25 protein-coding genes and 1 tRNA gene are annotated in these 26,591 nt (G+C 40.8%); 16 read left to right on the top strand and 10 right to left on the bottom strand.

Annotated features, from left to right (window positions below):
- Positions 1-127 precede the first annotated feature (127 nt).
- Positions 128-283, top strand: coding sequence for a hypothetical protein (locus MYF79_RS20325; RefSeq protein ID WP_247809548.1), 156 nt, complete (start codon positions 128-130; stop codon positions 281-283).
- A 98-nt stretch (positions 284-381) separates the two neighbouring features.
- Here the strand turns inward: MYF79_RS20325 and MYF79_RS20330 are convergent, their stop codons facing one another.
- The 4 genes from MYF79_RS20330 to MYF79_RS20345 form a co-directional block, all read right to left on the bottom strand.
- Positions 382-810, bottom strand: a complete 429-nt coding sequence (locus tag MYF79_RS20330; RefSeq protein ID WP_247809549.1) for a response regulator — start codon at positions 808-810, stop codon at positions 382-384.
- A gap of 23 nt (positions 811-833) precedes the next feature.
- Entirely contained in the window at positions 834-1,520 is a 687-nt protein-coding gene (locus MYF79_RS20335) for a hypothetical protein (RefSeq protein WP_247809550.1), read from the bottom strand.
- 162 nt (positions 1,521-1,682) lie between these two features.
- Positions 1,683-2,051 carry a hypothetical protein gene (locus tag MYF79_RS20340; RefSeq protein ID WP_247809551.1) on the bottom strand — a complete coding sequence of 123 codons (369 nt, stop codon included), beginning with the start codon at positions 2,049-2,051 and terminating at the stop codon, positions 1,683-1,685.
- Positions 2,052-2,365: 314 nt separating this feature from the next.
- The gene (locus tag MYF79_RS20345) at positions 2,366-3,328 is read right to left on the bottom strand and encodes a sensor histidine kinase (protein WP_247809552.1); all 963 of its coding nucleotides are present in this window, start codon (positions 3,326-3,328) and stop codon (positions 2,366-2,368) included.
- 998 nt (positions 3,329-4,326) lie between these two features.
- Between MYF79_RS20345 and MYF79_RS20350 the strand changes: the two genes are divergently transcribed.
- Both MYF79_RS20350 and MYF79_RS20355 read left to right on the top strand, forming a co-directional pair.
- On the top strand, positions 4,327-4,959 hold the full coding sequence (locus tag MYF79_RS20350; RefSeq protein WP_247809553.1) for a DUF6266 family protein: 633 nt from the start codon (positions 4,327-4,329) through the stop codon (positions 4,957-4,959).
- A gap of 99 nt (positions 4,960-5,058) precedes the next feature.
- A tRNA-Leu gene (locus tag MYF79_RS20355) sits at positions 5,059-5,142 on the top strand.
- Between the two features lie 187 nt (positions 5,143-5,329).
- Here the strand turns inward: MYF79_RS20355 and MYF79_RS20360 are convergent.
- A complete protein-coding gene (locus MYF79_RS20360; protein ID WP_247809554.1) occupies positions 5,330-6,466 on the bottom strand; it encodes a S41 family peptidase in 1,137 nt (378 codons plus the stop codon).
- A gap of 557 nt (positions 6,467-7,023) precedes the next feature.
- Between MYF79_RS20360 and MYF79_RS20365 the strand changes: the two genes are divergently transcribed.
- The 4 genes from MYF79_RS20365 (at position 7,024) to MYF79_RS20380 (ending at position 11,012) form a co-directional block, all read left to right on the top strand.
- Positions 7,024-7,851 carry a phosphatase PAP2 family protein gene (locus MYF79_RS20365; protein ID WP_247809555.1) on the top strand — a complete coding sequence of 276 codons (828 nt, stop codon included), beginning with the start codon at positions 7,024-7,026 and terminating at the stop codon, positions 7,849-7,851.
- Positions 7,832-9,361, top strand: a complete 1,530-nt coding sequence (gene eptA / locus MYF79_RS20370; protein ID WP_247809562.1) for a phosphoethanolamine--lipid A transferase EptA — start codon at positions 7,832-7,834, stop codon at positions 9,359-9,361. Before MYF79_RS20365 ends, eptA begins: the two co-directional genes overlap by 20 nt.
- 205 nt (positions 9,362-9,566) lie before the next feature.
- Positions 9,567-10,094 (top strand): dihydrofolate reductase family protein, encoded by a 528-nt coding sequence (locus MYF79_RS20375; protein WP_247809564.1) that lies wholly within the window; start codon positions 9,567-9,569, stop codon positions 10,092-10,094.
- Positions 10,095-10,184: 90 nt separating this feature from the next.
- Positions 10,185-11,012, top strand: a complete 828-nt coding sequence (locus MYF79_RS20380; protein WP_247809566.1) for a hypothetical protein — start codon at positions 10,185-10,187, stop codon at positions 11,010-11,012.
- Positions 11,013-11,177: 165 nt separating this feature from the next.
- Here MYF79_RS20380 and MYF79_RS20385 read toward each other — a convergent pair whose 3' ends face one another.
- A complete protein-coding gene (locus MYF79_RS20385) occupies positions 11,178-12,044 on the bottom strand; it encodes an SDR family oxidoreductase (protein ID WP_247809568.1) in 867 nt (288 codons plus the stop codon).
- Between the two features lie 113 nt (positions 12,045-12,157).
- Between MYF79_RS20385 and MYF79_RS20390 the strand changes: the two genes are divergently transcribed.
- Positions 12,158-12,475 carry a winged helix-turn-helix transcriptional regulator gene (locus MYF79_RS20390; protein ID WP_247809570.1) on the top strand — a complete coding sequence of 106 codons (318 nt, stop codon included), beginning with the start codon at positions 12,158-12,160 and terminating at the stop codon, positions 12,473-12,475.
- Between the two features lie 169 nt (positions 12,476-12,644).
- On the opposite strand, the gene MYF79_RS32520 is transcribed toward MYF79_RS20390, so the two are convergent.
- Entirely contained in the window at positions 12,645-13,094 is a 450-nt protein-coding gene (locus MYF79_RS32520; protein ID WP_410688306.1) for a DUF6789 family protein, read from the bottom strand.
- A gap of 388 nt (positions 13,095-13,482) precedes the next feature.
- A complete protein-coding gene (locus tag MYF79_RS20395; RefSeq protein ID WP_247809572.1) occupies positions 13,483-14,718 on the bottom strand; it encodes a TlpA family protein disulfide reductase in 1,236 nt (411 codons plus the stop codon).
- 370 nt (positions 14,719-15,088) lie between these two features.
- On the opposite strand from MYF79_RS20395, the gene MYF79_RS20400 reads away from it, so the two are divergent.
- The 8 genes from MYF79_RS20400 to MYF79_RS20435 all read left to right on the top strand — a co-directional run bounded on the left by MYF79_RS20400 (position 15,089) and on the right by MYF79_RS20435 (position 25,480).
- The gene (locus MYF79_RS20400) at positions 15,089-15,667 is read left to right on the top strand and encodes an RNA polymerase sigma factor (RefSeq protein ID WP_247809574.1); all 579 of its coding nucleotides are present in this window, start codon (positions 15,089-15,091) and stop codon (positions 15,665-15,667) included.
- Between the two features lie 99 nt (positions 15,668-15,766).
- Positions 15,767-16,933, top strand: coding sequence for a FecR family protein (locus MYF79_RS20405; protein WP_247809576.1), 1,167 nt, complete (start codon positions 15,767-15,769; stop codon positions 16,931-16,933).
- 377 nt (positions 16,934-17,310) lie between these two features.
- On the top strand, positions 17,311-20,694 hold the full coding sequence (locus MYF79_RS20410; RefSeq protein ID WP_247809578.1) for a SusC/RagA family TonB-linked outer membrane protein: 3,384 nt from the start codon (positions 17,311-17,313) through the stop codon (positions 20,692-20,694).
- Positions 20,695-20,790: 96 nt separating this feature from the next.
- Positions 20,791-22,170 (top strand): RagB/SusD family nutrient uptake outer membrane protein, encoded by a 1,380-nt coding sequence (locus MYF79_RS20415; RefSeq protein ID WP_247809580.1) that lies wholly within the window; start codon positions 20,791-20,793, stop codon positions 22,168-22,170.
- A gap of 67 nt (positions 22,171-22,237) precedes the next feature.
- Positions 22,238-23,488 (top strand): TlpA family protein disulfide reductase, encoded by a 1,251-nt coding sequence (locus MYF79_RS20420; protein WP_247809581.1) that lies wholly within the window; start codon positions 22,238-22,240, stop codon positions 23,486-23,488.
- Between the two features lie 18 nt (positions 23,489-23,506).
- Complete coding sequence (locus tag MYF79_RS20425) at positions 23,507-23,956, top strand: protein-disulfide reductase DsbD domain-containing protein (RefSeq protein ID WP_247809583.1); 450 nt, start codon at positions 23,507-23,509, stop codon at positions 23,954-23,956.
- 36 nt (positions 23,957-23,992) lie between these two features.
- Positions 23,993-25,135 carry a TlpA disulfide reductase family protein gene (locus tag MYF79_RS20430; RefSeq protein ID WP_247809585.1) on the top strand — a complete coding sequence of 381 codons (1,143 nt, stop codon included), beginning with the start codon at positions 23,993-23,995 and terminating at the stop codon, positions 25,133-25,135.
- Between the two features lie 87 nt (positions 25,136-25,222).
- Positions 25,223-25,480 (top strand): alpha/beta fold hydrolase, encoded by a 258-nt coding sequence (locus MYF79_RS20435; protein WP_247809586.1) that lies wholly within the window; start codon positions 25,223-25,225, stop codon positions 25,478-25,480.
- Positions 25,481-25,598: 118 nt separating this feature from the next.
- Here MYF79_RS20435 and MYF79_RS20440 read toward each other — a convergent pair whose 3' ends face one another.
- A complete protein-coding gene (locus tag MYF79_RS20440; RefSeq protein WP_247809588.1) occupies positions 25,599-25,913 on the bottom strand; it encodes a peptidyl-tRNA hydrolase in 315 nt (104 codons plus the stop codon).
- A gap of 168 nt (positions 25,914-26,081) precedes the next feature.
- Entirely contained in the window at positions 26,082-26,585 is a 504-nt protein-coding gene (locus MYF79_RS20445; RefSeq protein ID WP_247809590.1) for a hypothetical protein, read from the bottom strand.
- Between the last annotated feature and the right edge of the window lie 6 nt (positions 26,586-26,591).

Below are 26,591 nucleotides of genomic sequence, written 5' to 3' on the forward strand. Positions count from 1 at the left end.
AAAGCCCCTCTTATCCCTAGTAATGCTTTCTTGCCCCCTGCATTTCCCCTTTTCCGGGGATTGTCCCGCATACTGATAAAAGTTATATTACTAAGGATAGATTTTCCTTCATCTAAACCAAACGATTATGAAAAAAGAAACCAAAAAACTAAAGCTGAATAAAATAATTATTGCAAAGCTGAACGGAAATGCGCAAGCAGACCAGAAAAAAGCGCCCACAATAGGTGATTGGACCTGTGTCCTTACAGTCAGGACCTGTGCATCTGTTGAGTTTACATGCTGACCTCGCCTTGACAAGAGGGCCGGGCTTCTTTCAGAGCGGCAGGCTGGAAAGCTCGCCGTTCTGTATTTTCCCTAAGGTTAGTGTACTAAAAAAACCACCTATGGCAACACTACGGTTTCAAACCAATATTTGAAAAAATTGCGGATCTTTTCATTGGTCCTGTCAAACGCGTCCGGTTTCTGTACAAATGAACTGGCACCCAGCGCGTAGCATTCCTTCGCAATCTTCGGATCATTTGATTCTGAAAGGATAACTACCGGCAGATGGCGGTATTCCATATCTGCCTTCAATTGTTTTAGTACCTCCTTACCGTCCTGTGGGGTGATGTTAAGATTGATCAGTATTACAGCAGGATATGGCTGGCCAGAGAGCCGGCACTGCTCCAGGTAAGTAAATAAAGCTTTGCTGGTATTTATAAATTCCAGCTGTACCTGGTATTGCTGCTCCTCAAAAACAGTAGTGGTTAGAAATCGATCATCCGGATCGTGTTCCAGCATTAAGATCACAGGTAGAGAGATGTCTGGCATTGTTGAAAGTTTAAAATAGTCATTTATGAGTTATCATCTGCCTTTTCCTTTTCTTCATTGGCAAGCTCGTTCATCTTCACCACAGTGTCCTTCACCTTCTCGATAGAAGCCGGCAGATTTTTTCCATGACAGTTACTATATGGCTTCATGCTCCCACAATAACATGTACTTCCCAGCTTCCCTCCTTCTCTGAAAAAGAGTAATGCATTGTTGAACAGGGTGTCATAATGATTGTAGACGTTTCCTGTAAATGTGCTAAAATGATGTTGCTCATCTCCCACACGGGTAGCAAATTGTAGCAAATAATCTTTCATTCCGGCCAACAGAATGATATGATCCACCAGCGGATTGTCCACAACACTACTCCTGATATTGGCAATATGCTTTCCCTCGTATGTAAATCTGTCATCAGGAATAAACAATATCTTTTCCACCGGTACGCGCGATGGTGTGACATCAACCAGGTTCCCCTCCTCATCTTCCCATACAGCATGGTGTTCGCCCTCGCATATAACATCACTTAACCAAACTGCCCATCCATAAACAAGGCTTCCGCCGTCTCTGGCAACTTTATTCTCCACATTAGCATAACTGTTACCAGGCATCGCCACCGGATCGGGCCTTACAGGCACAATTTCATGTTCATATTCTGACCCGATCTTATCGATCAGTTTCCGGACCGGGCCGGTAATCTCCATTGGACTTGTCATAGTTAATCAACCTTAAAGTAATATAGGTACGGCATACGCTGCGTATCCCCCCTGCAGAGCAGTAAGGGGACAAAATTAGTGAAGTCATACGAATAATCAAGTTGCCCCGGGGTTTTGCCACGAAAGCAGCCCCCATAATGGTCGATATACCGTCAAAAACCATCATTTATTCCAAAGCAGATGTTTCGGACATGTTTGATACGCCAGTGCGCGCGCAAAACGTGATTTTCCCGATCCACACATCCCCCTCATCAGCAGGAAAGGCTTTGTTTTTATTGCCATCAACAGCTGGCGGTAGGGGTGGTCAAAATCCACATAAGCCGGAAAGGATGCGGCTAAGCTAATGCCCGATTTGTCGTTCCTTTTATTAGATATTTCAATGTTTGTTGTTCCCCCTTCGGTGGATTCACCCCCTCTCCCGGCAGGAGCACCGGAGGACGTCTCCGCTGACTCTTCCTCAAATCTATAGATCCGTCTCCTGCGCCTTCTGATATCTGACCGGTTAGTTCCTTGTGATACTACTTTTTCCATGATTTTCGTTTTTTAGCATATAACATGATTCAACCAAGCGGGTAAGGTCCTCGCAGAAAATAATATTAAAGGCGGAATTGCAGTCCTGATCGTGACATGCCATCAGGAGAAGCGCCTTGATATGTTCTCTGAACTCCGGCAAGGGATAAGAATATAGGAAATCGCGTATTACGTCCATTGGTGACGCAATCTCTTCTTTAGTAAGTGTGAGTGGCTTTTGATGCCATTCCGGAAAGCTGTTCATAGTATTGTATTTTAGAATTAAATAAAACGCTTCTGAAAGAAAATGATGTACAGGTATTCTCGTTGATAACCTAATCCCGTATTTCGCATGGAATACGGATGGTGAAACAGGTGAGGCCATCATTACTTGTAATTTCGATCTTGCCGCCCAGTGTCTCTGCATATAGCTCGCATAGATACAATCCTATCCCATACCCTGTTTCACCGGGACCGGCGTGATAATACAATCTCATCAGCTTATTGATCTCCTGTGCAGAAATTGTATGACCGTAGCTTAGGACTGAGAAGGACATATGGCCGTCCGATTCTGCAGCAATTAGTTGAATCTCTCTGCCCTCGCTATACTTGTAAGCATTATGGAGGAAGTTTTGAACTACTTGTCCCAGTTTAACTTTGTCGGTAACAATGGTTTTATGCTGCAGGTTGTTCAATTCGACAATCAGGTTTTTGTTAAATCGTTCATCAAGGATGTGACATGCAACAGTGCAGTCATCAATGAACGCTGCTATATTGAAGGGTGACACCTCCGCTCTCAATGCGAAATACTCATCTCTGAAACAGGCGGTATTGATCATATTTTTTAGGATAAACATGCTGCCGGAAAGAATAGATTGCAGCGTTGTAAGATAAAAGGCGACATCTGGTCTGGTCACAAAGAAGGAATCGGTTTTGTCGACTAACGATTCCACCGCCAGAGATGCGCCTGAAAGTTGCGATTTGATCTCGTGTGCAAACAATGCCAGGAATCGTTCCACTGCTATCTCCCTGTTGGCGTGGCTATGAACCAATAGGAATGCTGCTTCAATCAGTCTCCTGTATTCTTTATCAACCAGGTCATAGCAGGTCTTTTTATCATAAGCGTCCGATCGGGAGATAGCCTTAAGTAACTTGTCCAGCCGTTGCTTTTCCGCTTGCAGATCGGAGGCATCGCAGAAATCGTTAAAAACTTCTATTGGATGCATTATCTCTTCATGCGAGAGACAAAACGGGAAGAAATTCTTTTTCTGAGTTAACGCTTCAATTGTTGTATTCATTGGATATTATTTGTTAACAATGCCTGGTTACGGGCATAACATCTAAGGCTGTGGAAAGGAAGTTCCACAGACGTATGCTGGATATGCCCTGATCTTTGGTCTATCTGAAATGACTAATACTGAAATAGCTAGCCGCTAAATCCCCCATTCAGTAATGGTATATAACCATACTGCGTAAAGTTGCTGACGTCATTTTATTTGTATCGCTTCCGGATACAACCCTGGAATAAAGAAGTAAGAAATTAGTGCAATACTTTAGTAGAGGAAGCATTTAAAGTGCGGAGAAAATAATAAGGGTCGGAACCCACCCGCATTGTCGCTCCGGCTCTGACAAAGCCAACTACCTTTCGGTAGCCTGGTCCAATGCATAAGTAGGCCCAACCCTTTTTATGGGGGTTGAGCGCTTCAACTTATACCTCGTACCTAAACTGTCAGATTTGAGCGACGAGATTTCGTTAAACGCTTACCTTCTTGTCATAAGTAGCGAAAATAATGATTTCTTACCGAAAAGGTTAACTCATTATCGATAGCTATATACAAGCATGATAATTATAAAAGCAAGTTAATGAAGAAACAAATACACGACAAAAAAAATAATTCAGAAAATATATGTGTCGACGTTAGATGTGTTTTTCGAACCGATTGCATATTGCAATCGCTTTCATCAGATGGCAAGGCCCTTCCCTGTTTATCATTAATTGAAAAATCCGCAAGCGCCGCACCATTGCGATTTTGGACATCCGGTATTGTACTTTGGAGATCGGGAATATATTTACAAGCGGCAGTCATTTTGCGCCTCTTCTCCCCTATCTTTATAGCGGAAATGAACGTGACTAAACCGGACATTGATCATAGTTCGATCGCCCATTGATCGCTCCCGAACGAACAAACTACGAACAAACTACGACTGAACTACGACCAAACTACGACCAAACTATCTGGAAGACCCAAATGAAATACCCTTATAGCACAACTTAATTAATAAAAAATATAATATCATGGCACGACTTAAAAAAGGGCTCTTAAACGGCTTCTCAGGAATGATAGGTAATGCAGTGGGCTATGAATTGAAAGGACAGTATATACTCCGCTCCCGGCCTAAAAAAAGTACCAAACCTCCCACCGAGAAACAGCTGGCCTGCCGGGCGAAGATGCGGATCATCAATAGCGTCCTAAACGGGTTTTCTCCTTTTGTAAAAATTGGCTTTGCAGCAACTGCCAAAGACCAGACCTTCACCCCCTATAACGCCGCCGTAGCTTATCAGCTGAACCACGCCATAACCGGTAGTTACCCCAATTATGAAATAGACTACAGCAAACTGCGTGTTACGGAAGGCGTGATCATTACCGATGACCTTCATCCTACCGTCTTCCTGCAGGGCGATACACTGCTATTCAACTGGACCCCCGCTATAGATTACCCCGCCGGTACGGATCATGTTATGCTACTGGCATATGCGCCTGCGCTAGGGCAAGCAGTTTATAATTTATGCGGCGCCAAAAGAAGGACTGGTCAGGATGTCCTTCAGCTACCTCAAAGCTGGCGGCAACAAAAAATTAAGACCTACCTGGCATTCAGGAGTGAGACCAGTAGTATGTGTAGTAACAGCCTATATTTAGGTACCGTTTAATCTTATCTACAACGGTGAGAACCCAACGTTTCTACCAGTTAAGGAGCAAAATTTTTTTGTCGTTTTTGAAAAAAATGCTAGATTAATAATCTGTTAGCTGCCCAGGTGGCGAAATTGGTAGACGCACTGTGCTTAGAACGCAGCGTTCGTAAGGACGTGCTGGTTCGAATCCAGTCCTGGGCACGTAATAGGCTTGTAAGCAATTGACTTACAAGCCTTTTTTTTATTTTAGCACACTCCGTCTTTCCCCTCCTTTCGAAAATGTCGCTACTGGGCACATAGACTTTGAACCGTCCGTGATTACAAAGACAGCGAAGTCAGATTGTCGAATTTCCTGGTGAAGGATTTAAACCAAACAGGACCCCATCATTTACGGATTTATTTTACTGCGTACAGACTGTTTCGTCACCCAGTCCAATATATACTGATATGCGTCAACATCCGCCGGAATACGCACATCAGGTGGAAAACCTATACTATCAACTGTCGCCTCAGATAGACGGCATGATCGCTGGGTAGGAATGACTAATTCCATGAAGGGACATCCGGGTGGATTCAACCAGACAACATCCCCGTAATCTACCACTCCTCGTGTGTTGTCACCAAAAACAGTCACACGCTTGCTCTGTCTTGCCATACTTACAAAATTCTCTGCAGAACTTCCAGTAGCTCTATCCGTGATGATACTAACTCTCTCCGGGCGGGAAAAAAACAGTTCCATTTTAATGGTGTCGGTACATTTGCCCGCAAAATTGACAAACCCGGCCTTTCTTTCTTCAAGTAAGGCGATAGCACGATCAAAAAACGCTTTCATTTGATCTCCGATGTCTGGTTTACCAAGGGCTTCTTTGTATAACGCTATTGCGTCAGGAGATACCCTTACTTCCCGGTAGTATACAACAAATGGATTACTATAAATAAACGGCATTAATGAAGCATATGTCATGTCATACCCACCATCATTATTACGCAAGTCAACTATGAGATGAGGTGTTGCCTTGAGCAGCTCCACATTCGATTTCACAAGACTATCAATGATTGCCTTATACTTTTGCTCAAAAGATGGTAGCGTTAATAATACAGTACTATCATCTATCTGCTTAAAGGCAGTACTGTTGGTGATATGTGAAGTTAGAACCTTCCCGTTGTACATCACTTTCTTCAGAGAATCAATCCGCTCACGGTGCTGACGGACATATTCCCAGTTATATTGTGTTCTGACATGTGCATCCTTAAAAAATGCGGTATATTGACGGGTCAGCAAATAACAACTATCTACGTTATGTATTGCAGATGATTGCTTAATAAGCATCTTCAACAACAGATCATACTCCTTTTTATTAGCAGCAGTTACTTTGTTGGGGAATCCGGCATAAACAGTCTCTACTTTTTGCTGCACAAAACGCATAATGTCGGTACAGTTACAATTTTCCGCCTTTTGCGCAAAGGCCTTACCCGCCATTATGAATAGAAAGGTAAGCATGACGCTGGTAAATCTGGATAACATACGTGGAAATGGGTTAATGGTGGAATTAAAATACCGATAAAGATACTACTAGTTTCGTAAAATGCAAATCGAAAAGCACTACCTTCCAGCCCATTCTAATAATCATGTGCATTAAGTAGCTAATAATCGATGGTAAACCTCTTCTAAAAGCTGAATAAAATATGGCTCCTTTCGCTTAAATCTTAACGTGCAATTTATTTTACTATATCTAAAGGCTGATTTAATATATAAAGTAAGGCACTTTGTATATATAAAAATACGCGGAGTCAACAAAAATATACTTTAGCCCAACATCAACATTGAACGTTATCTCTTAGTAAATGAAAGCAGCATCTATATCCTTTCTGCCACTTTATTTTGGCAGTAGTAGTCCATGCATATCCGCAGGAGAAAGTTACCATTAGCGGCATAATATCTAATAAGCCCAATGACTTCACAGGAAAAAGACTTTATTCAACTTGCCGGCGATGTAGCCGGTCAGCAACGCTCACATTCTGGAAAGCGGTGAAGTCATCTGGCGATTTATCAAACAGGTCTGTAAAAAAAAGTAATGTGCAATGAATGTAAAGGTTATTAATAATTATTCTAAGCTCAAACCATCTCTATTTTATTTGCCCATATCCTTGTTGGCCGCAATTACTTTATTTTTACACCACAAGGATGCTTTACACACTGATAAATATGTACAGATTCAAAAGGACGTTTTCTTTTTTATTAACTATAATTTAGGCCAATACCCGGATATCATTTACAATCTTACCCAATTAGGAGATGCTTCAATTATCTTGTCTATTTTAAGCATTTTCATATTGTACGCGCCTAAAATGTGGGAGTCATTAATGTCGGCATCGCTTGTTTCCCTTGTATTCTCTGTCGGTTTAAAAAATATACTTCGCGTGCCGAGACCCGCTGTAATGTTTGATAATAATTGCTTTGTTATTATCGGGAAAAAAGCTGTTGGTTTTGCCAGTTTACCATCCGGACACTCAATTACAGTATTTACAACATTTACTGTTCTGTTGTTTGCATTTATGCCCGAAAAGCCGCCCCATAAAATCTTATGGGTTCTTTTTACAATCATAACAGGATTAACTATTGCGTTTACAAGGGTAGGCGTAGGAGCGCACTATCCGCTAGACGTTATCATTGGCAGTATTGTCGGATATATTTCGGGACTGGCAGGAATCTTTATCAGCCGGAAGTATAGCATCTGGGCCTGGGTCAACAATAAAAAATACTATCCTATTTTTATCTTATCATTACTGGCTTGTTTTATGTCATTGATCAGCCAGGTAATCGACAAAAATTTGATAATATTATATTTTGTATTAATTTGCGTGATTTTTCCGATCTACAAAATGGCTTATGCGTTTATTAAAAGATAATATAAAAATCGTCCACTTTTCTTTACTACTAAGTTGTCTTAACTTCTTATTCTTTCATTTTCCCTTTTTCAAATTCATTTTTACTAATGTAGATTATAAAAGTTTTAACGGCATCACCATAATTATTTGTTTTATTATTCTGGCGGTGGTTGCAAATGCTTTTGCCTTTTTTTTGCTGCTCTTTCTATTACGCTTTGTAGGAAAAATCATCCTGGTATTATTCTTTGTTGTCAGCGCAATTGCGGTTTACTTTATCAATACCTACGGTGTTATAATAGATGGAGGCATGGTAGGCAATGTGCTAAATACCAATTATACTGAGGCTGCTGGTTTCTTTTCCATAAAATTACTACTCTATGCAATTGTGCTTGGTGTTATTCCTGCTATTATTATCATTAAAGCCCAAATAGTATATGTAACATTCAAGCGATTTTTGGCCATCACTTCAGCTACTTTATTATTTATGTTAATTGTAGTATTTGCCAATGCCCAAAATTGGTTATGGGTTGATAAAAATTCGCCAGTATTAGGTGGGCTTGCAATGCCATGGAGTTACACAGTAAATCTTTCTCTGCATTATATACATAAACAACAGGAAAATGAAAAAGAAATATTACTGCCTGATGCCACTATAAAGGATAACCAGAAATCGGTTGTAGTCTTAGTGATCGGAGAATCCGCCAGAAGGGAAAATTTCTCTTTATACGGGTACAGTAAAAATACCAATCCGCTTCTTTCAAAAACCCCTGGTGTATTTCACTTTAATGCTACCTCCTGCGCCACCTACACTACTGCGGGTGTAAAATGCATTTTAGAACACAAAAATACCGGCGATTTGTATGAGATTCTGCCCAATTATTTATATAGAAATGGCGTAGAGGTTGCATGGAGAACCACAAACTGGGGAGAACCACCGGTTCATATAAAGAATTACCTGGGCAAAGACGCGCTGATGAAAGACTGTAAGGGCGAGGGATGCGAGTACGATGAAGTTCTCTTGAATAATCTGAAAGAGCAAATAGCAGCAAGTACAAAAAATAAGGTATTGATAATATTGCACACAAGTACAAGTCATGGACCTGAGTATAGCAAAAAATATCCGCCTCAGTTCGAAACTTTTAAGCCAGTCTGCAATAGCGTTGAATTAGCAAAATGTTCTACTACAGAACTGGTCAATGCTTATGACAATACGATTGGTTATACCGATTATATTTTATACAATGTAATTGAAGATTTAAAACAATTAAAGGAATATAGAAGTGCCATGATCTTTGTTTCCGACCATGGCGAATCTTTAGGAGAAAAAAATCTATACATGCATGGTATGCCTTTAAGACTGGCGCCAAAACAACAATATGAAATTCCTTTTATAGTTTGGACATCTGACAACAGTTTAAAACAACTGAACACAGAAAATTCATTGTCCCAAGAATATGTATTTCACAGCGTTTTAAATTTCTTGGGCATACAAAGTCCTGTTTATAATGAGGAATTGAACATTTTTAAATAGCGGACGACCAGGAACCGCTTAAACTTATTGAAAAAATGCCCCCTCAAATCCAACGATCTGAGGGGGCATTTTTTTGTCGGGCCGGCTGAAATCAGTCGGTCCCAGCAAAAGCGACCACACTGCTTGTCGTAAATCACCCTTAAAATGTCCCAATAGCCTACCTGGGTAGTAAGACAACCTGGTTACTTTTGTAAAAACTAATAAAATGAGAAAGATAAAATTACAAATGAACATCTTACTTGACAATAAATGGGACAGCGGAATGTCGGACTTTAGTATCGACAATCTCGCCAATGTGGACTGCATTCTGCATGGTAGAAAAACCGCGGAAGGGTTTATTCCATATTGGGCTGAAGTGGCAAACAATCCCAATGACGGTGAGCATAAACTCGGAATACGGTTTGCAGAAATTCCAAATGTGATTTTTTCAAATACCCTCAAGGACAGCAATTTGGACAATACAACCATTATAAATGGCAATTTAGCAGAGGCAATAAAAGCACTGAAAAATAAAGATGGCAAAGACATCATTGTCTATGGTGGTGACTCATTTGTATCGTCATTAATACAACATGATTTAATCGACGAGTATTATGTACTTGCAAACCCTGCCGCATTAGGTAACGGACAACAAACCTTCAATCCTTTAAAAAATGAATTAGCGTTAAAACTTGTAGACTGCAAACCGTTTGCCTGCGGCGCGGTTTTAGTATCTTACTCAAGACAGCGATAACATCAAAACAGGTATACCAGCCGATAACAGCGCATTCCAGTAACTTTCCGCTATCAAAGAACATAGTAACCAATAAGTATTAAATAGATAATGTCAGAACAATTATACTTTTTCAAATTCGATAAGGAAATTGCAAGCAATAAACTATCTACTTTGATTAAAGAGGATGCTAATTTTTCTTACAAACAATACCTCTCTGAAAATCATAGCAACAATAAGAAGAATTTGCAGTTCAATACCATAGTAAGCAAGATAGATAACAACATCGAACTGCTGTCAACCGAGGAACTCTGGAGCTTGTACTTTTGGTTTTCTGAAAGAACTGAAAAACTAAAGCCTAATATTGAATATTTTAGTATAGCTGGCAAAACGCATGAGGAAATGCGCAATTATGGTTTAGATTTATTCTATGAATTCACTACTACATCACAACTAAGATATTTTTATAACTTATTAGGAGATTACGACTCACTAACAGATCAGTGGATTGAAGATAGCTGTGTGTCTGATGAGTTAAATGGTTTTTTAAATTATGCTATTTGCTATTGTGGTGAATTGACGATTTTCCTGAACAAGTATTACTATAAAAGCCATGATACTGATGATGAAAATTTACATATAGCACAACTAATTAACGATATCAATTCAAAGTCAAATAGCTATTTTCATAAATTGGCACTATCAGAACTAGAACGATCAAAAGAGTATAATAATGAAACTATGCAATTGGTTCCAAAAGTGATTGAATTTCGTCAAGCCAATGATGGTAAATCTTATGAGATGCCTATGGAATTGTATGAAATTGAAAAAAGAGAAAGTAAAATTATCAGTGTTGCATGTTTACTAGACACAGCTATAAGCCTTAAAGAAGAAATCAAGAATTATAATGGACAAATCGTAAGATTACACGCGTATTAAAGGTCGGAGACATCTCCGACCTTTGGTTTTTTAATATTGTCAAGGCCTGCTCTGGTCCTGCCTGTCAGCTCGATGATTACATCACGTGCCGATAAATTATGAAAAATAGCGTGCAGACAAATTACAGCGCCAGAACTTTCCAGTATTAACTTACGTTTCTATCAATTAACCGTATATGCTTTGCAAAAAATCTTTTAAACTGACCGGACTCCTACCCAGTAATTGTTTTACATCACTTTTATTGGTATCGAATTCTCCGTTAGCAATCGCCACACAGAACCTTGCAATGTACGCTGCATCATCTTCAGAAGCACCGATCTGTACAAGCCATGCAATATATGAACTTACCTCCGGCTGTTTATAAGTTATTGTTTTTCCGGTAATCTCTGATAGTAGGTCAGCAATCTCCCCGAAGGAAAAAGCGGTTTCTGCAGCAATGACATATTCCTTATTTTCGTGGCCGGGAGTAGTCAGTACAACGGCTAAAGCTTCAGCCATTTCCGTTATTGGCAAAAAGGGAGTTTTGCCATCCCCGGCAGGAATAGAAATACCACTGTTTAATATATCCTTTCCAGATAATACGGGAATCATGTCAGCATACATGGTATTATCCATCAAAGTATAAGGAATGGCTACTTGTTTTAGATAATCAGCTGTGTATGCATGATATCGAACCTCCTCCGCCATTATACTTTGTTGTAAATTTTTCATGTCAAAGCTCGTATAGATAATATGGCCAACACCAGTTTCCCTGGCAGCATTGATCGCATTTTTGTGCTGCTCGAACCTCTTGCTTATATCTGATGAAGAAGATACAAGCAGCAGCTTGTTCACGCCCCGGAACGCACTTTTTAAAGACTCAAAATCCTGATAGTCGCCAAGTTTTATTTGAACTCCTTTTGATTTTAATTCTGCCGACTTCGTTTCATCTCTCACCAATGCAGTAATATCGTTTGGGGCTATACCTCTGTTTAATAATGAATTAATGGTGGCTTTACCTAAATTCCCTGTTGCACCGGTTACTAAAATCATATTTTTTGTTTTAAGATTAATTACTTTTGTCAGGCAAAGAAACAAATATTGATTTTGAAAAGTTACCCTTGCTTTTGGTAACAAGACAAAAAGTGGTAACCTAAAAGTGACTAATGGAAAATAATTTGGACCATGCTGACTGTCCTGTTACAGCAGCGATAGCCCTGTTTGCAGGGCGGTGGAAGTTGATGATTTTACATGTGCTTTCCAAAAATACCAGACGTTTTGGCGAAATCCAGGTTAGGGTACCTGCTATTTCAAAAAAGGTGTTAACCGAACAATTGAGAGAGCTTGAAGCTGATGGCTTGATCACCAGGAAACAGTATAAGGAGCTTCCTCCCCGGGTCGAATATACGCTCACTGACTTTGGAAGAAGCCTGTGCCCTTTGTTAATTGATATAGCAGCCTGGAAAAGAAAAAACATTGGATAAACCAATCAGGATAAGAAAAAGCGTTCCGATTGAAGGCAAATCAAAACTCCTGATCACTGTGACTGTAAAGTCGTGTCTGGGATAATAAGGATAATGCTCCCGCATTCGGTAAACCATTGCTCCATACCCAAAAGTTATTAAGCGAAGACGAAACTGGTGAAATGTTCAGTCAAAACCGCATAAAAACCATATACAGGCCCAGACCGAAAATAACATGGCCGAGCCCTACAACAATTATGTAAGAATATAAGGGTATTAACGGCGGGTTTGGATGCATCTTAATAAAACAATACCAGAATATCATGGCCACAATCCCTGCCGCCATACCAAACAGCATACCTGATCTGATGTCCGGCTCCATAACGGCTGATTCACAAAGAAAGTAGTAGATAAATGAAAATATAATACCTATCAGGTAATGTAAAACCACACCTATGAATAAATCTGATCGGGACTTTGTTAGTCCTTTGTCTCGCGTAGTGTGATTTGTTACCATAGTAGCCAGGATGCCTACCACTTTATAATTTTTCCTGGTAATAAGAAACAGCAGGTACATCGCTCCTGTCATGAGCAGCGTACCCCAGATGCCGGCAATGATGATGATAAAAAGGTCGTGCATATTCCTGTTTAGCCCGGTTAAGTTTGATCTGAATAATTTCTGTTTCTATACGACAAACAGAATACCAAAGCTACACGCGCAGCTGTTGCTGATCACCAGAGCCATTATACCTGTAATATTGAGGAAGGTAATCTTCGAAAGCGGCTCCAGGCGATTTTCGTCGTGGATATAAAGCCCAACTCAGCCAATAATTCACATTAACAACCCCCCCAAAGCATCCAACGCTCCGATACAGTAATATCCGTTAGGGTGCCACTACACTACAATATCATTAAAGAAGCCTTTTCGGCAGGCAAAAGTGTGTTAAGTGAATGGGCCTCTCGGCAAAAATCTGGAAGAAGCAGAAGAGCTGGCAAAGTCTTCCGGAATCGACCCACTATTTATAGCCCTACAAGTCCTTTACAATCTTGATCATTGCCTCCATCTCCAGCATCAGTTCCTGATCAGACGAATACCCCGTTGTTTGAAACCTGAGATTTCCATTCCTGTCAATAATAGCTTTAGTGGGAATACCGCTCACTTTAAAAGAACTGGCAACATCTGCTGCGGGTTTATCCAGGAATGTATGTACAGGAAGTTTATTCTTTTTACAATATTCATTTACGGCAGACGCTTTGTCTTTAGTAGCGATAAACAGGAACAACACCTCCGGATACTTTTTCCTTAGGTTCTCCATCGCTGGCATAGAAGCTATACAAGGCAAACACCAGGTAGCCCAGAAATCCACTACAACTATCTTGCCTTTCAATTTTACCAACGATACCTCTTTTCCGTTAAGATCCGAAACAGTGAAATCCGGAGCCTGTGTATCAACAATCATTTTTTGAGTTAATGACGCAAGGTGGATAGCCTCCAGATTTTGTCGGATGGAGTCCAAAAATACGGTAGTACGTATCTCACTACCTAATTTTTTAACACCCAGCTTCCTAAGCTGGATGTGCATAGCACTACTTCCTCTTCCCGCTTCTGCCATTTTAAGCAATATATCCCATGCCTCATCCTCCAGCCCGTTAGCAAGCAGCAGGGTGCTGTATAATTCCGCCACTTCAGGACTCAGCCCATCCATGTCTTCATTTTTTAAAGCCATTCTTAGATAAAAGAGCGCATCTTTATCTTTTCCGTTTGCATGAAGAATGGCTGCATAGGTTTCATAATAGGGATACATCGCCATTTGCATAAAACGGTTCCAGTCTTCCAGTGGAAATTCAGCTGGTTTAGCTGCCGGATCATCTTTATAAGATAAATATAAGTTTACCGTTTGGGCTGCTATTTTTTCTGCATATGCCAGATTAATTTTCTTATTTAAGAGCTCTTCCGCACCCATATTCAGATAAGAAGTCTGATTAAACTTGTTCCAGATCTGTTTAATATAGGCTTCAAATTGCGCCTCATCGTTAACACGCAGGTAAGCCATTGCTACTTCCCCTTTCAACATGTCAACATCTTCTGAATTCTTAAGGTGAAGGTCCTGAATGATGGCATACATTGAATCTGTAGCCTTTACGGGATCTGTTTGCTTTGCCAGAGCCCTTGCCCGGCTATAAAACATTTCTTTATCCTGTGCCCTGGCATCCCATACAGTACAGCTGATAGTAGTGATCAAGAATAAGGTGATAGTTCTCATGTTTTTCTCATTGGAGTTCGAAAGATAGAACCGAATTGTGTCGGGAGAGGAATTATTACGTAAACCCTGTAAAAAATGTGACGAAATCATCGTCCTCCTATTTATAGCCCCCTTTTGAACGCTTCTTACCCCTTCCTATTTTCTCCACCGAGTTTAAGATTACTTACTGGCCTTAATTATAAACAGGACAGATCTCGTAAATCAAAATCCGGAGCATTTTGAATATTTAGATTTATTTCATACTTTACGCATATTTCTTAAATCTTAACGAAATGTATAAACTAATTGCGGCTCAATCACGGCTGATTTAGTATGGTTATTTAGAATGTGATTAATTATATAATATATCAGGGTACTTTATACTATTAGGATGCAAAAGCTTACATGTGAAAGGGAGCGGGAATTACTTAATGCGCTTACACTTGACGATGAGCAGGCATTCGCTGTACTTTTTCACAACTATAAAAATAAGATCTACGGTTTCATCCTGGGGATCACCTCCTCAGAAGAAATTTCGAAAGACATCGTCCAGGACGTTTTTTTGAAAATATGGAAAATGCGCCATCGTGCCAGCGAAATTGAAAACTTTAATGCCTTAATTTATCGTATGGCAAGGAATGCTGCGCTTGATCATCTGAAGCGGGCTTCACGCGAGTCTACGGTGCTTTCACATCTAAGTGTGCTCTCAAAAGAAGCTACTGCCCATGATCCTTTCGAGGATATCAAGGCTGCAGAAATTAAAACAAAATACGAAAACGCTTTACAAAGATTACCCAAACAACAACGGCTGGTTTATGAACTAAAACATCTTCAAGGGATTGAATACCCGGAGATTGCTAAAAAACTGCGTCTTTCTGTTCCTACCATAAGAAGCCACTTCAGAAATGCCCTGAATGCCTTAAAATCCAACCTCTTTCTGACCCTGTTCATTATAATTACCCGCTTTTAACAGTCGGAAAAAAAATCTGCATCTTTCTTGCACGTTTTGGTCTTTTGATCGTCTTACAGATATACGCATGGGAAACCCGTGCTAAATAAGTTTAAACAAATGTCTGAAGATAGAATAAGACTTTTACTGTCAAAATATATCCACCGCCAGTGTAACCCGCAGGAAGAAGCCGAATTGTTCAGTTTCCTGAGGGAACTTAGCGATGAACAAAAAGACGATCTCCTGGCCAATATCTGGAATGATTTTGAGTCCAAACAGGAGCTTCCGGAAGAAGAGGCTGAGCAAATACTGGACGCTATTCTGACCAGAAGGCGCCGTTTCCCGCTTAAATATATCTCAATCGCAGCATCCGTCCTGATTGTCTTGTCTACCGGTGCGTACTTTTTATTGCACTCCAATAGGCAGTTATCTGCTGATCATAATAAGATTGCACTCACTGATATCAGGCCAGGTGAAAATAAAGCCGAACTCTCCATGGGGAATGGCAAAAGAATACTGCTCGGCACCGGCTTACAGAAAATCACTGTTCCGAATACGGACCTCGTAATTCAGGAAAATGCTAACGGATCGCTTACTTATAATAAGAGTACGATCACTGATACGGAGCCAATAACCTACGATACACTTAGGACACCGAGAGGAGGTGTTTACCAGTTAAACCTGGGTGACGGTACTAAAATCTGGCTGAACACAGCAAGCGCCATCCGTTTCCCCGAAAAATTTGGACACAGGAACCGCGATGTGGAGCTCCTTTATGGCGAGGCGTACTTCGAAGTGCAACATCGGACAGATGCGCCTTTTACCGTTAAAACTACAGCTGGTGTGATACGCGATTTAGGTACTCATTTCAATGTTAATACCGGCACTGGCGATGGCCAGGTAGCTGCTACCTTGTTGGAAGGCGCCATTCAGATCGAAACAAACAAGAACATAAAGAGAATAAAGCCAGGTCAGCAAGCCTTATTTAATGGAGGGAAATTATCAGTTCATGAGGTAGACGCTGAAGAAATGATTGCCTGGAAAGATGGATATTTCATGTTTGATGAAACCATGGAAAGCGCCATGCAAAAGATCAGTTTGTGGTACGATGTTAAAGTTGAATATCAGGATGCCGGAATAAAAGGAATTCCGGTACTGGCAACCATCACGCGTTCCAGCAACATCAGCAATGTCCTGAGCATTCTTGAAATGACGAAAAAGGTCCGTTTTAATATAGACGGCAGAACAGTTAAAGTTTTTTATTTCAACCAAAATACTGCTAAGTAAGTAAAATGACGATTATCCAAAAAACACAAAACAGCATGACAATAATTAAATGATCTTTTCTGTAAAAGGAAAAGGAGTGCTGGAACACTCCTTTTCAAACTCTTAAATCTTTTCCGATGTGATCGGGAATGAACGTTTTCTATAATTCATGATTTAAAAGCATGTAAATGTATAAAATTTCTGCAACAGATTTTATGCAGCACCCTCGCTGTGCCCTTAATATTTTAAGGAATGTAAAGCTATCTGCCATCCCTTTACTCTTGTTATTATTACTAGTGAGTGCATCCGGTAAAGCACAAAGTATTACACTCAACCAAAAAAATATTTCCCTGGTAAAAGTGTTCAGAGAAATCCGAACCCAAACCGGTTATAGCTCAGTGTGGTCAGCTACTGATGAAAAAGATAAATTAGTAAATGTGGCCTTTAAGAATACACCCCTGGAAGTCGCACTTAATCAAATACTTACGCCCTACAACCTGACTTATAACATTGACAGGGAAAATAAAGCCATACTGATCCATCCAATACAAACAAGTACTAAAACTACTGCTGCCGCCCCGCTCATAGATGTGAAGGGCGTTGTGGTGAATGTTCTGAAACAGCCACTGCAGGGAGCTACGATCAAAGTAAAGGGTGCAACCAGATCAACGCTGTCAGGCTCAGACGGATCGTTTCGCCTGACAGAAGTTGCCGCTGATAACACGTTAATCATCTCTTTCCTGGGTTATGCTAATAGGGAAGTGAATGCATCAGCAGATCTGGGCACAATTCAGCTTGAACTGGCTATTAATGATCTGCAGGAGATAAAAGTCACCTATTCTACCGGTTATCAGACCCTGTCGCAGGAACGAAGTGCGGGAGCTTTCTCTAAACCTGCCCTGCATGCAATGTATGACAGGTCAAACAGTACAAATATATTACAGCGGCTTGATGGCTTAGTCCCCGGTTTAACGGTAAATAATGCTCCTGATGCAGGATCTAACCCTCTTTTAATCAGGGGACTGACCTCTATTAATTCAACAAGAGGCCCCCTGGTAGTTGTTGACGGTGTTCAGCTACCGGATAATGCAATCCAGAATATCAATATGCAGGACGTTGCGGACATCACCATACTCAAAGATGCTACCGCCGCTTCTATCTGGGGCGCCAAGGCTGCAAACGGTGTAATTGTAGTTACAACGAAAAAAGGGAGCCCCGGTGATAATCTGAAAATTGATTACGATGGATATTACAATTTTCAGGGTACTCCGGACCTAAGCTATATTCAGAAAATGAATAGCAGCCAGTTTATAACTACGGCAGAAGAACTTTTCCCTCAATACGTTGGTGGCAATTCCTGGAGCTCAGTACAGTTGATAGCACCTGTTACACCACATTTACAATATCAGTATGACGCATACAGAGGCGCAATATCCCAGGATCAGGCTAATGCGAAGTTAGATAGCCTGTCCCGTATTGACAATGCTGGTCAGATCAGAAAGTACTTTTACCGGCCTGCGGCGACCACCAATCATACCGTATCTGTTTCCGGTGGTGGAAAGGCATACACTTTCTATGGCTCTGCTAATTATATAGGAGTAGTAAACAACACACCTGGCCAAAAAGACAACCGGTACAAGATTAATTTACGACAAGACTTTAAATTCAATACAAGTCTTCAAGCCTACCTGATAACCGATTTAACTAATCGGGTTACAAGTAGCAACAATTTAACCGTACCAAGCCTGGACTTAGTACCGTACCAGCTTCTCGCCGATCCGGCAGGCAATCCACTAACGGTTAACCATATGGGTAATTACAGTGATGAGCTTCGCGAAGATTACCAGGCAAGAAGCCGTATTAATCTGGATTATTCACCGTTGCAGGAAATCAATAGAGGGTATGCTAAAGGAACGGCACTGTCCACCAGGATAGTGAGCGGAGTAAAACTAAAGATCTTAAAAGGGCTGCATTATGCAGGAACCTTTGGCTACAGTATCAACTCTTCAAAAAATCGGGTTCAGTTAGATCAGAACAGCTACCTGGTAAGGGATGAAGTGATGACCTTCACACAGGCGCCAACGATCAATAGCACCCCGGTTTATAATGTTCCGGCTTATGGTGGACGACTTACTGCCACCGATGACATGCTGAGGAGCTGGACAGTAAGAAACCAGTTGTTTTATGACAATACCTGGCAGGATAAGCATCAATTTACCCTCATGGCCGGGCAGGAAGCAACCAGCAACTCCCCAATTTCGACTACTGTGATCTATAGAGGATGGGATGACCAGCTTCAGATAGCAAGACCTGTTAATTATGAATTATTGGGTGCCGGAATTACCGGAACAGTTCCGGGTGGCACAAGGACCTTAGCCAATAATATAACAGGCGGAGAAGGTGTTATAACAAGAACATCGTCATACTATGCCAACCTGGGCTATACATATATTCATAAATATACCCTGAACAGCAGCTGGCGTGTAGACCGGAGTAACTTATTTGGCTTTGACAACTCAGCCCAAAACAGGCCGGTTTGGAGTATTGGCGGCAAATGGGCACTGGGCAGCGAACACTTTATGCAGCCAATTACATGGTTAACCCATTTGGATGTCCGGCTAACCTACGGTATCACCGGTAACGCACCTACGCCCGGTACCGCTGCATCCTGGGATATATTACATGCTGAAACAAATGTGAATTACCCGACAGGAGTTGGCCTGGTCGTTACCGCACCCGCAAATAAAAAACTATCCTGGGAACTCACTAAAAACTACAACCTCGGCTTTGACTTCGAAATAAAGAACGGCATATTGCACGGATCGGTGGATGCTTATCTCAAGAAGACAAATAATCTGATAGGCACGCTAAGCACTGCCCCACTTACGGGATATCCTTCAGTCATTGGTAATTATGGAGATTTGGATAATAAGGGAATCGATCTTTCCCTCAATTCACTTAATATCAGTACCAGTGCTTTTACCTGGTCTACTTCATTTAATCTGGGATACAACAAAAATAAAATTACCCAGCTGGCCAATCCTACGCCAATTACAACAGGACCGGGTATGATCTCCACAAGATTTTTGGCAGGACATCCTGCATTTACCGTATTCGCCTACAATTATGCAGGCTTAAACAATTCCGGGGATCCACAAATAACAAAAGCTGACGGAACCATTACCTCAGGCCCCAACGCATCAACAGCGCTGGATGTAGTCTATAAAGGTAGTTCACAGCCGGTTTATAGCGGCGGCCTGTCAAATTATTTCCGATATAAAAACTTTGTCTTAGGGATCAATATTATCTATAATGGCGGTAACGTCCTGTTTCGTGATGTGAATACTTTTTGGTCTGGCGTGCCTTACTCTAATTTTATGCACAGCGAGTTTATAAACCGTTGGAAAGCGCCAGGTGATGAGAAATTTACAAACATTCCCAGGTATGCAGCTACAAGTGCAGTTAGCGGCAATAGGAACACAAATTATTACACCTATGCCAACACCAATGTTTTTAATGCATCGTTTGCAAAAGTCCGGGATATTACTTTATCCTACGATCTTAAGAGTTCTCTGCTGAAGAGAATTCATGCCGAGGCTGTCATATTCAGGGCACAGGTCTCCAATCTGATGCTATGGAAAGCAAATCATCTTGGCATCGATCCTGAGTTCCAGTCGCTGGGAAACGTTGGCCCAACGCTCACAGCCGGAAGCACGGGGGCAATAAGGAATCTGCGTACCGGGCAGGGAACAATCACATTAGGTGCCCATATCACACTTTAAAAAAGATTAACAGTCATGAAACCATCCATACGATACTATTTAATAACGTCGCTTCTTTGCGTAATGCTACTTGGCAGCTCCTGCAAAAAGAGATTTTTGGAAATACAGCCCAAAGGATCACTGATTGCCCAAACTACGAATGATTATGAGCAGATATTAAATGGCATATTCCTCCAGACTACACTATCGGCACCCGTCTACCTCGGGGATGACGTTGCTTTGCAGAAAAATTATATAGATGGAGTACCATTAAGAGTGCAACGTCTCTTCAGGTATGAAGACAGGGTTTATGAGTCTGATGAATTGCCGCAGGAAATAACAGCACCTACAGGTTATATTCAGAGACTATACCTTTTTAACAAAGTAATAAACGAGGTAATGTCATCCTCACAGGGTACTGATCAGCAAAAAAGACAATTACTGGCCGAAGCAAAAGTTGGCAGGGCTGTTTGCAACTTAGCCTTTTTAAATGATTTCTCGCTACCCTATAACCCTTCGTCAGCTACAACTGATCCGGGCATACCAATTATAACCACATCTGATGTTACCCGCACATCATTTACCCGCTCAAGTGTTGGTGAATGTTATTCGGCGGTTATCAAAGATCTTGCAGAGGCATTGCCAGATGTAGGCGCCCTGGTACACAGACGCAGGTTCTCAAAAATGGCTGCTGAATTCTTCCTGACGAAAGTGTATATGAATATGCTGGATTTCAGCTCAGCCAAAACACACATTGACGCGGCATTCTCTGAGTTATCGGGATCGACAATTCCCTTAGCGCTATATGATTACAATATAGTTTTGGATCCTGATACAGACAGCACCTGGTTTCCGCTTAACTTTTTAGGAGCATTGTCAAATATGCCACTTGCAGCTAATAATAGTCAAACTATTTACAACATATCAACTACAGTATGGAGATTAGATTTTGCCGACGCAATAGTTTACACTCCTTATGTTGCTTCTCTTTTTAGCCCAACTGATAAACGCTTGCTACTGTATGCTGACACTGAAATGTTCGGCACATTTATTTACCCCAAACAAATGCGTCGCTATCCCAACTTTTTCTTGGACCAGGGACCGTCCTTACCTGAGATGTATTTAATGCGGGCAGAGATCTATGCCCGGAATAGTGATCTATCAAATGCGAAAGCAGACCTTGAGCTACTTAGGGCTAAAAGAATGCCGGCTGCAGACGCCAAAGTACCCTCAACCGTCGCATCAGACCAGAAGGCATTGGTGCACTTTATTCTTGATGAGCGGGTAAGAGAATTTGCGCTTTCAGGTCTGCGGTGGTCTGACATGCGCCGTTTATCGGTTGATCCTGTTTATCATGATCACATTAAACCGAATCATGACCTGATTGACGCTGACGGGAATGTCGTACAATCTTATACATTAAAGCCTCAACGCTATGCCATGAAATTCGGAGAATTGATGTTAAACCAGAATAAAGGATTAACAGATAATCAATAATAATGTATAGCGGATCGCTTGATCATGCTTCCTTTAAATTAACTATCACAAAATCTAAAATTAAAATATGAGAATTAATACATTGTTTAATGGCTTCAGGAGCTTGGGCATTGCGCTCGTGATCAGTTTGACAGCCAGCGCACAACAACCCAATCCGCTCGCAGAGAAATTTGAGGAGTTCAAAATACTCGGCAAAGTGCGGGACCAGGAAAAATTTTATAAAGATCTGATCAAAAACCAACCAATAAATAACACCAACCAAAGGATGTATAACGCTTTCCGTGCCGAATTGGCAATAAACTGGCTGGCACAGGAAAACATAGACAAGTATAAAGAATACAGGAAGACGACCACTATTGACAATGGACTGCAAATTTTCGAATTAACAAATGTCCTGGAGCCATGGGTGGATGACAAAAAACACCTTGACTGGATCACTGAAATCTCGAACGAATTTATACCTGGTCTCGAAAGCGGGGCTATTAAGGACGAATTTGAACGCGCACACGAGATATTCCTGGAAATATCTGCCCTGGCAGATAGTTACAATGGGCACACCCAGTCTGCTTTAGAAAAAATTCAAAAAGCACTATTGGAACCTAAGATGAGAGATCTGAATTATTTCAAAGATTCTAAACCCAATTTTATTAACCGTTACGCAATAATACTGGCAGCGTCCGGTCAGGACCAGAAAGCGATAGATACACTATCTGCTGCTGTTCGAAATGCAGAATCCAACCCTAAGTTGCTGGCAACGCTTAAATCCATCTATGAGAAAGTACATCCGGGTGAGTCAGAAAAATATGCCACAGCACTTCAAAAGGAAGCTTATCAGCACTATTATAACGAATTGGAAACCAGCTGGAATGCAAGCGGGAAACCTGCTCCGGATGTTGTGATTTATACGTTAAATGGTAAAAACTTTAAGGTATCAGACTGCAAGGGAAAGATCCTGGTGATTGATTTCTGGAGTACCATCTGCAAACCCTGTATAGCTGCGTTTCCTGCTTTTGAGCGTGTAGCCGCAGAGTATAAGGATCAGCCCTTTCAACTGTACGTAACAGATATTGCAGAAGATCAGGAATCTGTTCAGGCATATGTAAACCACACCAAGCTTGCATTGGACGTATTACGGGATCCTGATATGACGCTTTTTAAAGCGATAGGAGCAAAAGGAACGCCTCATAAATTCATCATCGACCCTCAGGGAGTTATTCGTATGGAAGGAATTGGTTATGCAGGTTCTTCAGACCGTGAGTATTATAAATTAAAAGCGATGGTAGAAATTACAAAAAAGCATGCTGCAATTATTAATTGATATAAATATAAGCTTTAAATGAAAAAATCTGTTATCATCCTTATCATAGCCATTCTTCTTACATTCAAAGGGTTTGGCCAGATGTCAGATCCGGTCAGGTGGAGTTATGCTGCTAAGAAAACAAGTAAAAATGAAGCTTTAGTATTTGTAACTGCTACACTGGCTAAAGGCTGGCATTTGTATTCCCTGTATGTTAAGCCTGGTGGACCGCAACCGACTAAATTTAAATTCGAAAAATCAAAGGCCTACGATCTGGTGGGCAATACCATTGAGCCAGCACCAACTGTCCGGTTGGAACCTGAATTCATGATGGAAGTCGGTTATTTTGAAACTTCAGTAACATTTCAACAAAAGATAAAATTAAAGGGGAAAAAGGCAACCGTAAAGGGTGTGGTGAAATTCATGGTCTGCAACGATAACCAGTGTCTCCCTCCTGATGAAGCAAAATTTACCGTTGAAGTACCTTAAATATAGTATTACTACACTAAATTTTCAATAATTTATATGAAGAAATTAATGATTGCCGCCTGGTTAATGTTTCCGCTCACTGTATTTTCTCAGGACAATGGCAAATATTTAATCGAGGGTAAATACGGCACTTATAACGCGCCGGTTAAAGCTTACCTCGCATATACTATGAATGGCAGAGAAATGTTGGATTCTGTAACGCTGAAAAATGGATTTTTTAAATTTACGGGGAAAGCGTCCTCTTCGCCGGTATCCGCAACTTTAACTTTTGTGCCGAAAGGCATTAGAGCAAATAGTCTTGAACAGTGTACAGTTATTATCGAACCCGGTACTATCAAAGTCGAAGCAAAAGATAGTACAGTTCAAGGTATTCAGATAACCGGGACACCCTCGAACAATGATTATACCGACTTTAATAACCTCGTAGACGCGGAATTCGAAAAAATGAGCCCTGAAGACAAACGTTTCATGGAAGGCCGTGAATCTCCTGCGTCCACACCGGATTATGAAACTAAATTAGCCGCATTTAAAAAAAGGTACAGCAAACTGACGACAAGCGCGTATACAAAATTTATACAGTCCCATTCCGACGCAAAGCTCAGTTTAGAGCTATTGCCAAAGGTAGCTTACGAACAAGAATATGAGGCAGTAAAACCTCTGTTTGACGGATTAACAGCAAGGGTAAAAAACAGCCCTGAAGGTAAAAAATTCGCCGAAACCCTCCGGCAGATGAAGGTAACTGCAATTGGACAAAAGGCGCCGGATTTTGAGATGTCTGATACACAAGGACATCCGGTTAAACTTTCTTCTTTTCGTGGCAAATATGTACTGCTTGACTTTTGGGCATCCTGGTGCGGACCTTGCCGCGCTGAAAATCCTAATCTTATTAAGATGTATAATAAATTTAAGGACCAAAACTTCACTATTATAGGAATATCACTTGATAGACAGGAAAGTAAAGCTTTATGGTTAGCTGCAATCAAAAAGGATGGGGTGTCATGGCTTCAGCTTTCTGACCTTAAATCCTGGGATAATTCGGCCGCTAAATTATACGGCGTTCGTGCAATACCACAGAACTTTCTGATTGATCCTGACGGGAATATTATCGGCAAAACCTTATTTGGAAAAGATCTTGAGACGAAACTGACAGAAATACTTACCCAGGCTGCAAATAATTAATTGGGTAATTAATCAAAGTATAAAAAGCGCCCTGATTAACATCGGGGCGCCTTTAAACTCTTCTTTGATGCTACAAACAAAAGCATCATGGCTCAATTGCATGCTATCCTGGATTGGGCTAAACCGGGTGCCGATTCTTTAGACAGGCTTACACAAACCCGCCAGCCGGTATTTATTGTGAATGGAAATGACGATATTGTTGTTCCTACCATCAATTCTTATATCATGGCCCGGCATATGCCCAATGCACAACTGAGCCTGTATCCTGATGCTAATCATGGTTCTATTTTTCAATATGCAAACTTATTCGTCAACCAGGCTACTGAGTTTTTGAAAAGGCTGTAATGAACCATTGCCTGGTCATCAAACAGAAAATCCGCTCTCGTAGCGGATTTTTATTCTTATAAATTCTGCGATTTGTGTGACCTACTGTTAGTCAGTTGGATATAGCTTCGAGCGGCGGCTATTCTACGTTAGGTGTCCACATTCTGAAATACTTAAATTGTTTAGAGTATTCCTTTCTTGGGCAAAATACTATACACACTTCTTCATTATTTAACGCACTTTCTGTCAGTATCAGGTTTTTAGTCTCTGTTTTTGAATTTTCGAACTCGATATCATTTACTTTACACACAACTTTTCTAAATATTGAGTTAATCCAATTTTCCATATCACCATCTTCTTCAAACTTTTTGTAACAAGCTAAAGAAGCGTGCGCAGCAACTACTGGTACCAAATTATTTGGAACAGTCTCTTTAATTAAGATATACATTTTCATTATCAATGAGTTATTAAGTAAGATATTTTCATTGGTAGTGATACCCCGCGAAAATCATACAGTGGTAGTATGATGCCCTCTATCAATAGGTAGTACAGTATACATTTTTAGCTACAGGTATAACAGCCAGGTAAAAAAAACATCTACTCCGTTCTCCATTTCCGGCAACTAATAACTATCGGCCTGGTTCTGTTGCCCCTTTATCAATTCTATTGAATACTCGACAAAGTTCAAGGGGCTGTCTGGCCCTTTGTCGGTGGCAGTTGCTTCCAAAAGTATCCGACGTTCTTCCAACATTTCCAGGGACTTTTCTCTAACTTCCTCAGAAATCCCAGGAGCATATTTTCGTAGAATTTCGCACGCCTGATATCTTGGCTCATACTCCATTTCGCAGACCATCTTTACAAATTCAATAAACCGGTCCTTCACGTCCAAATCCTCCAATGCATATACCAAAGACCCGTTGTGATGCGACAACTTCTTGTCATTGATTTTTTCAATTATAAAAGGAATCGCCCTATTATATTTAGCGTCGGAAAAAATGAAAGCTATTTGATTTCTAATGACATGGTTCTCTGTAACAACAAAAAACCGTAGCAGTTCTTCTTTATCCTCTTCGCTAAGATTTTCAACATTTATCGCTTTTAACGCACGATATAGTTCCGTTTTCATAGCTTG

Source organism: Chitinophaga filiformis (assembly GCF_023100805.1).
Lineage (GTDB): Bacteria > Bacteroidota > Bacteroidia > Chitinophagales > Chitinophagaceae > Chitinophaga > Chitinophaga filiformis_B.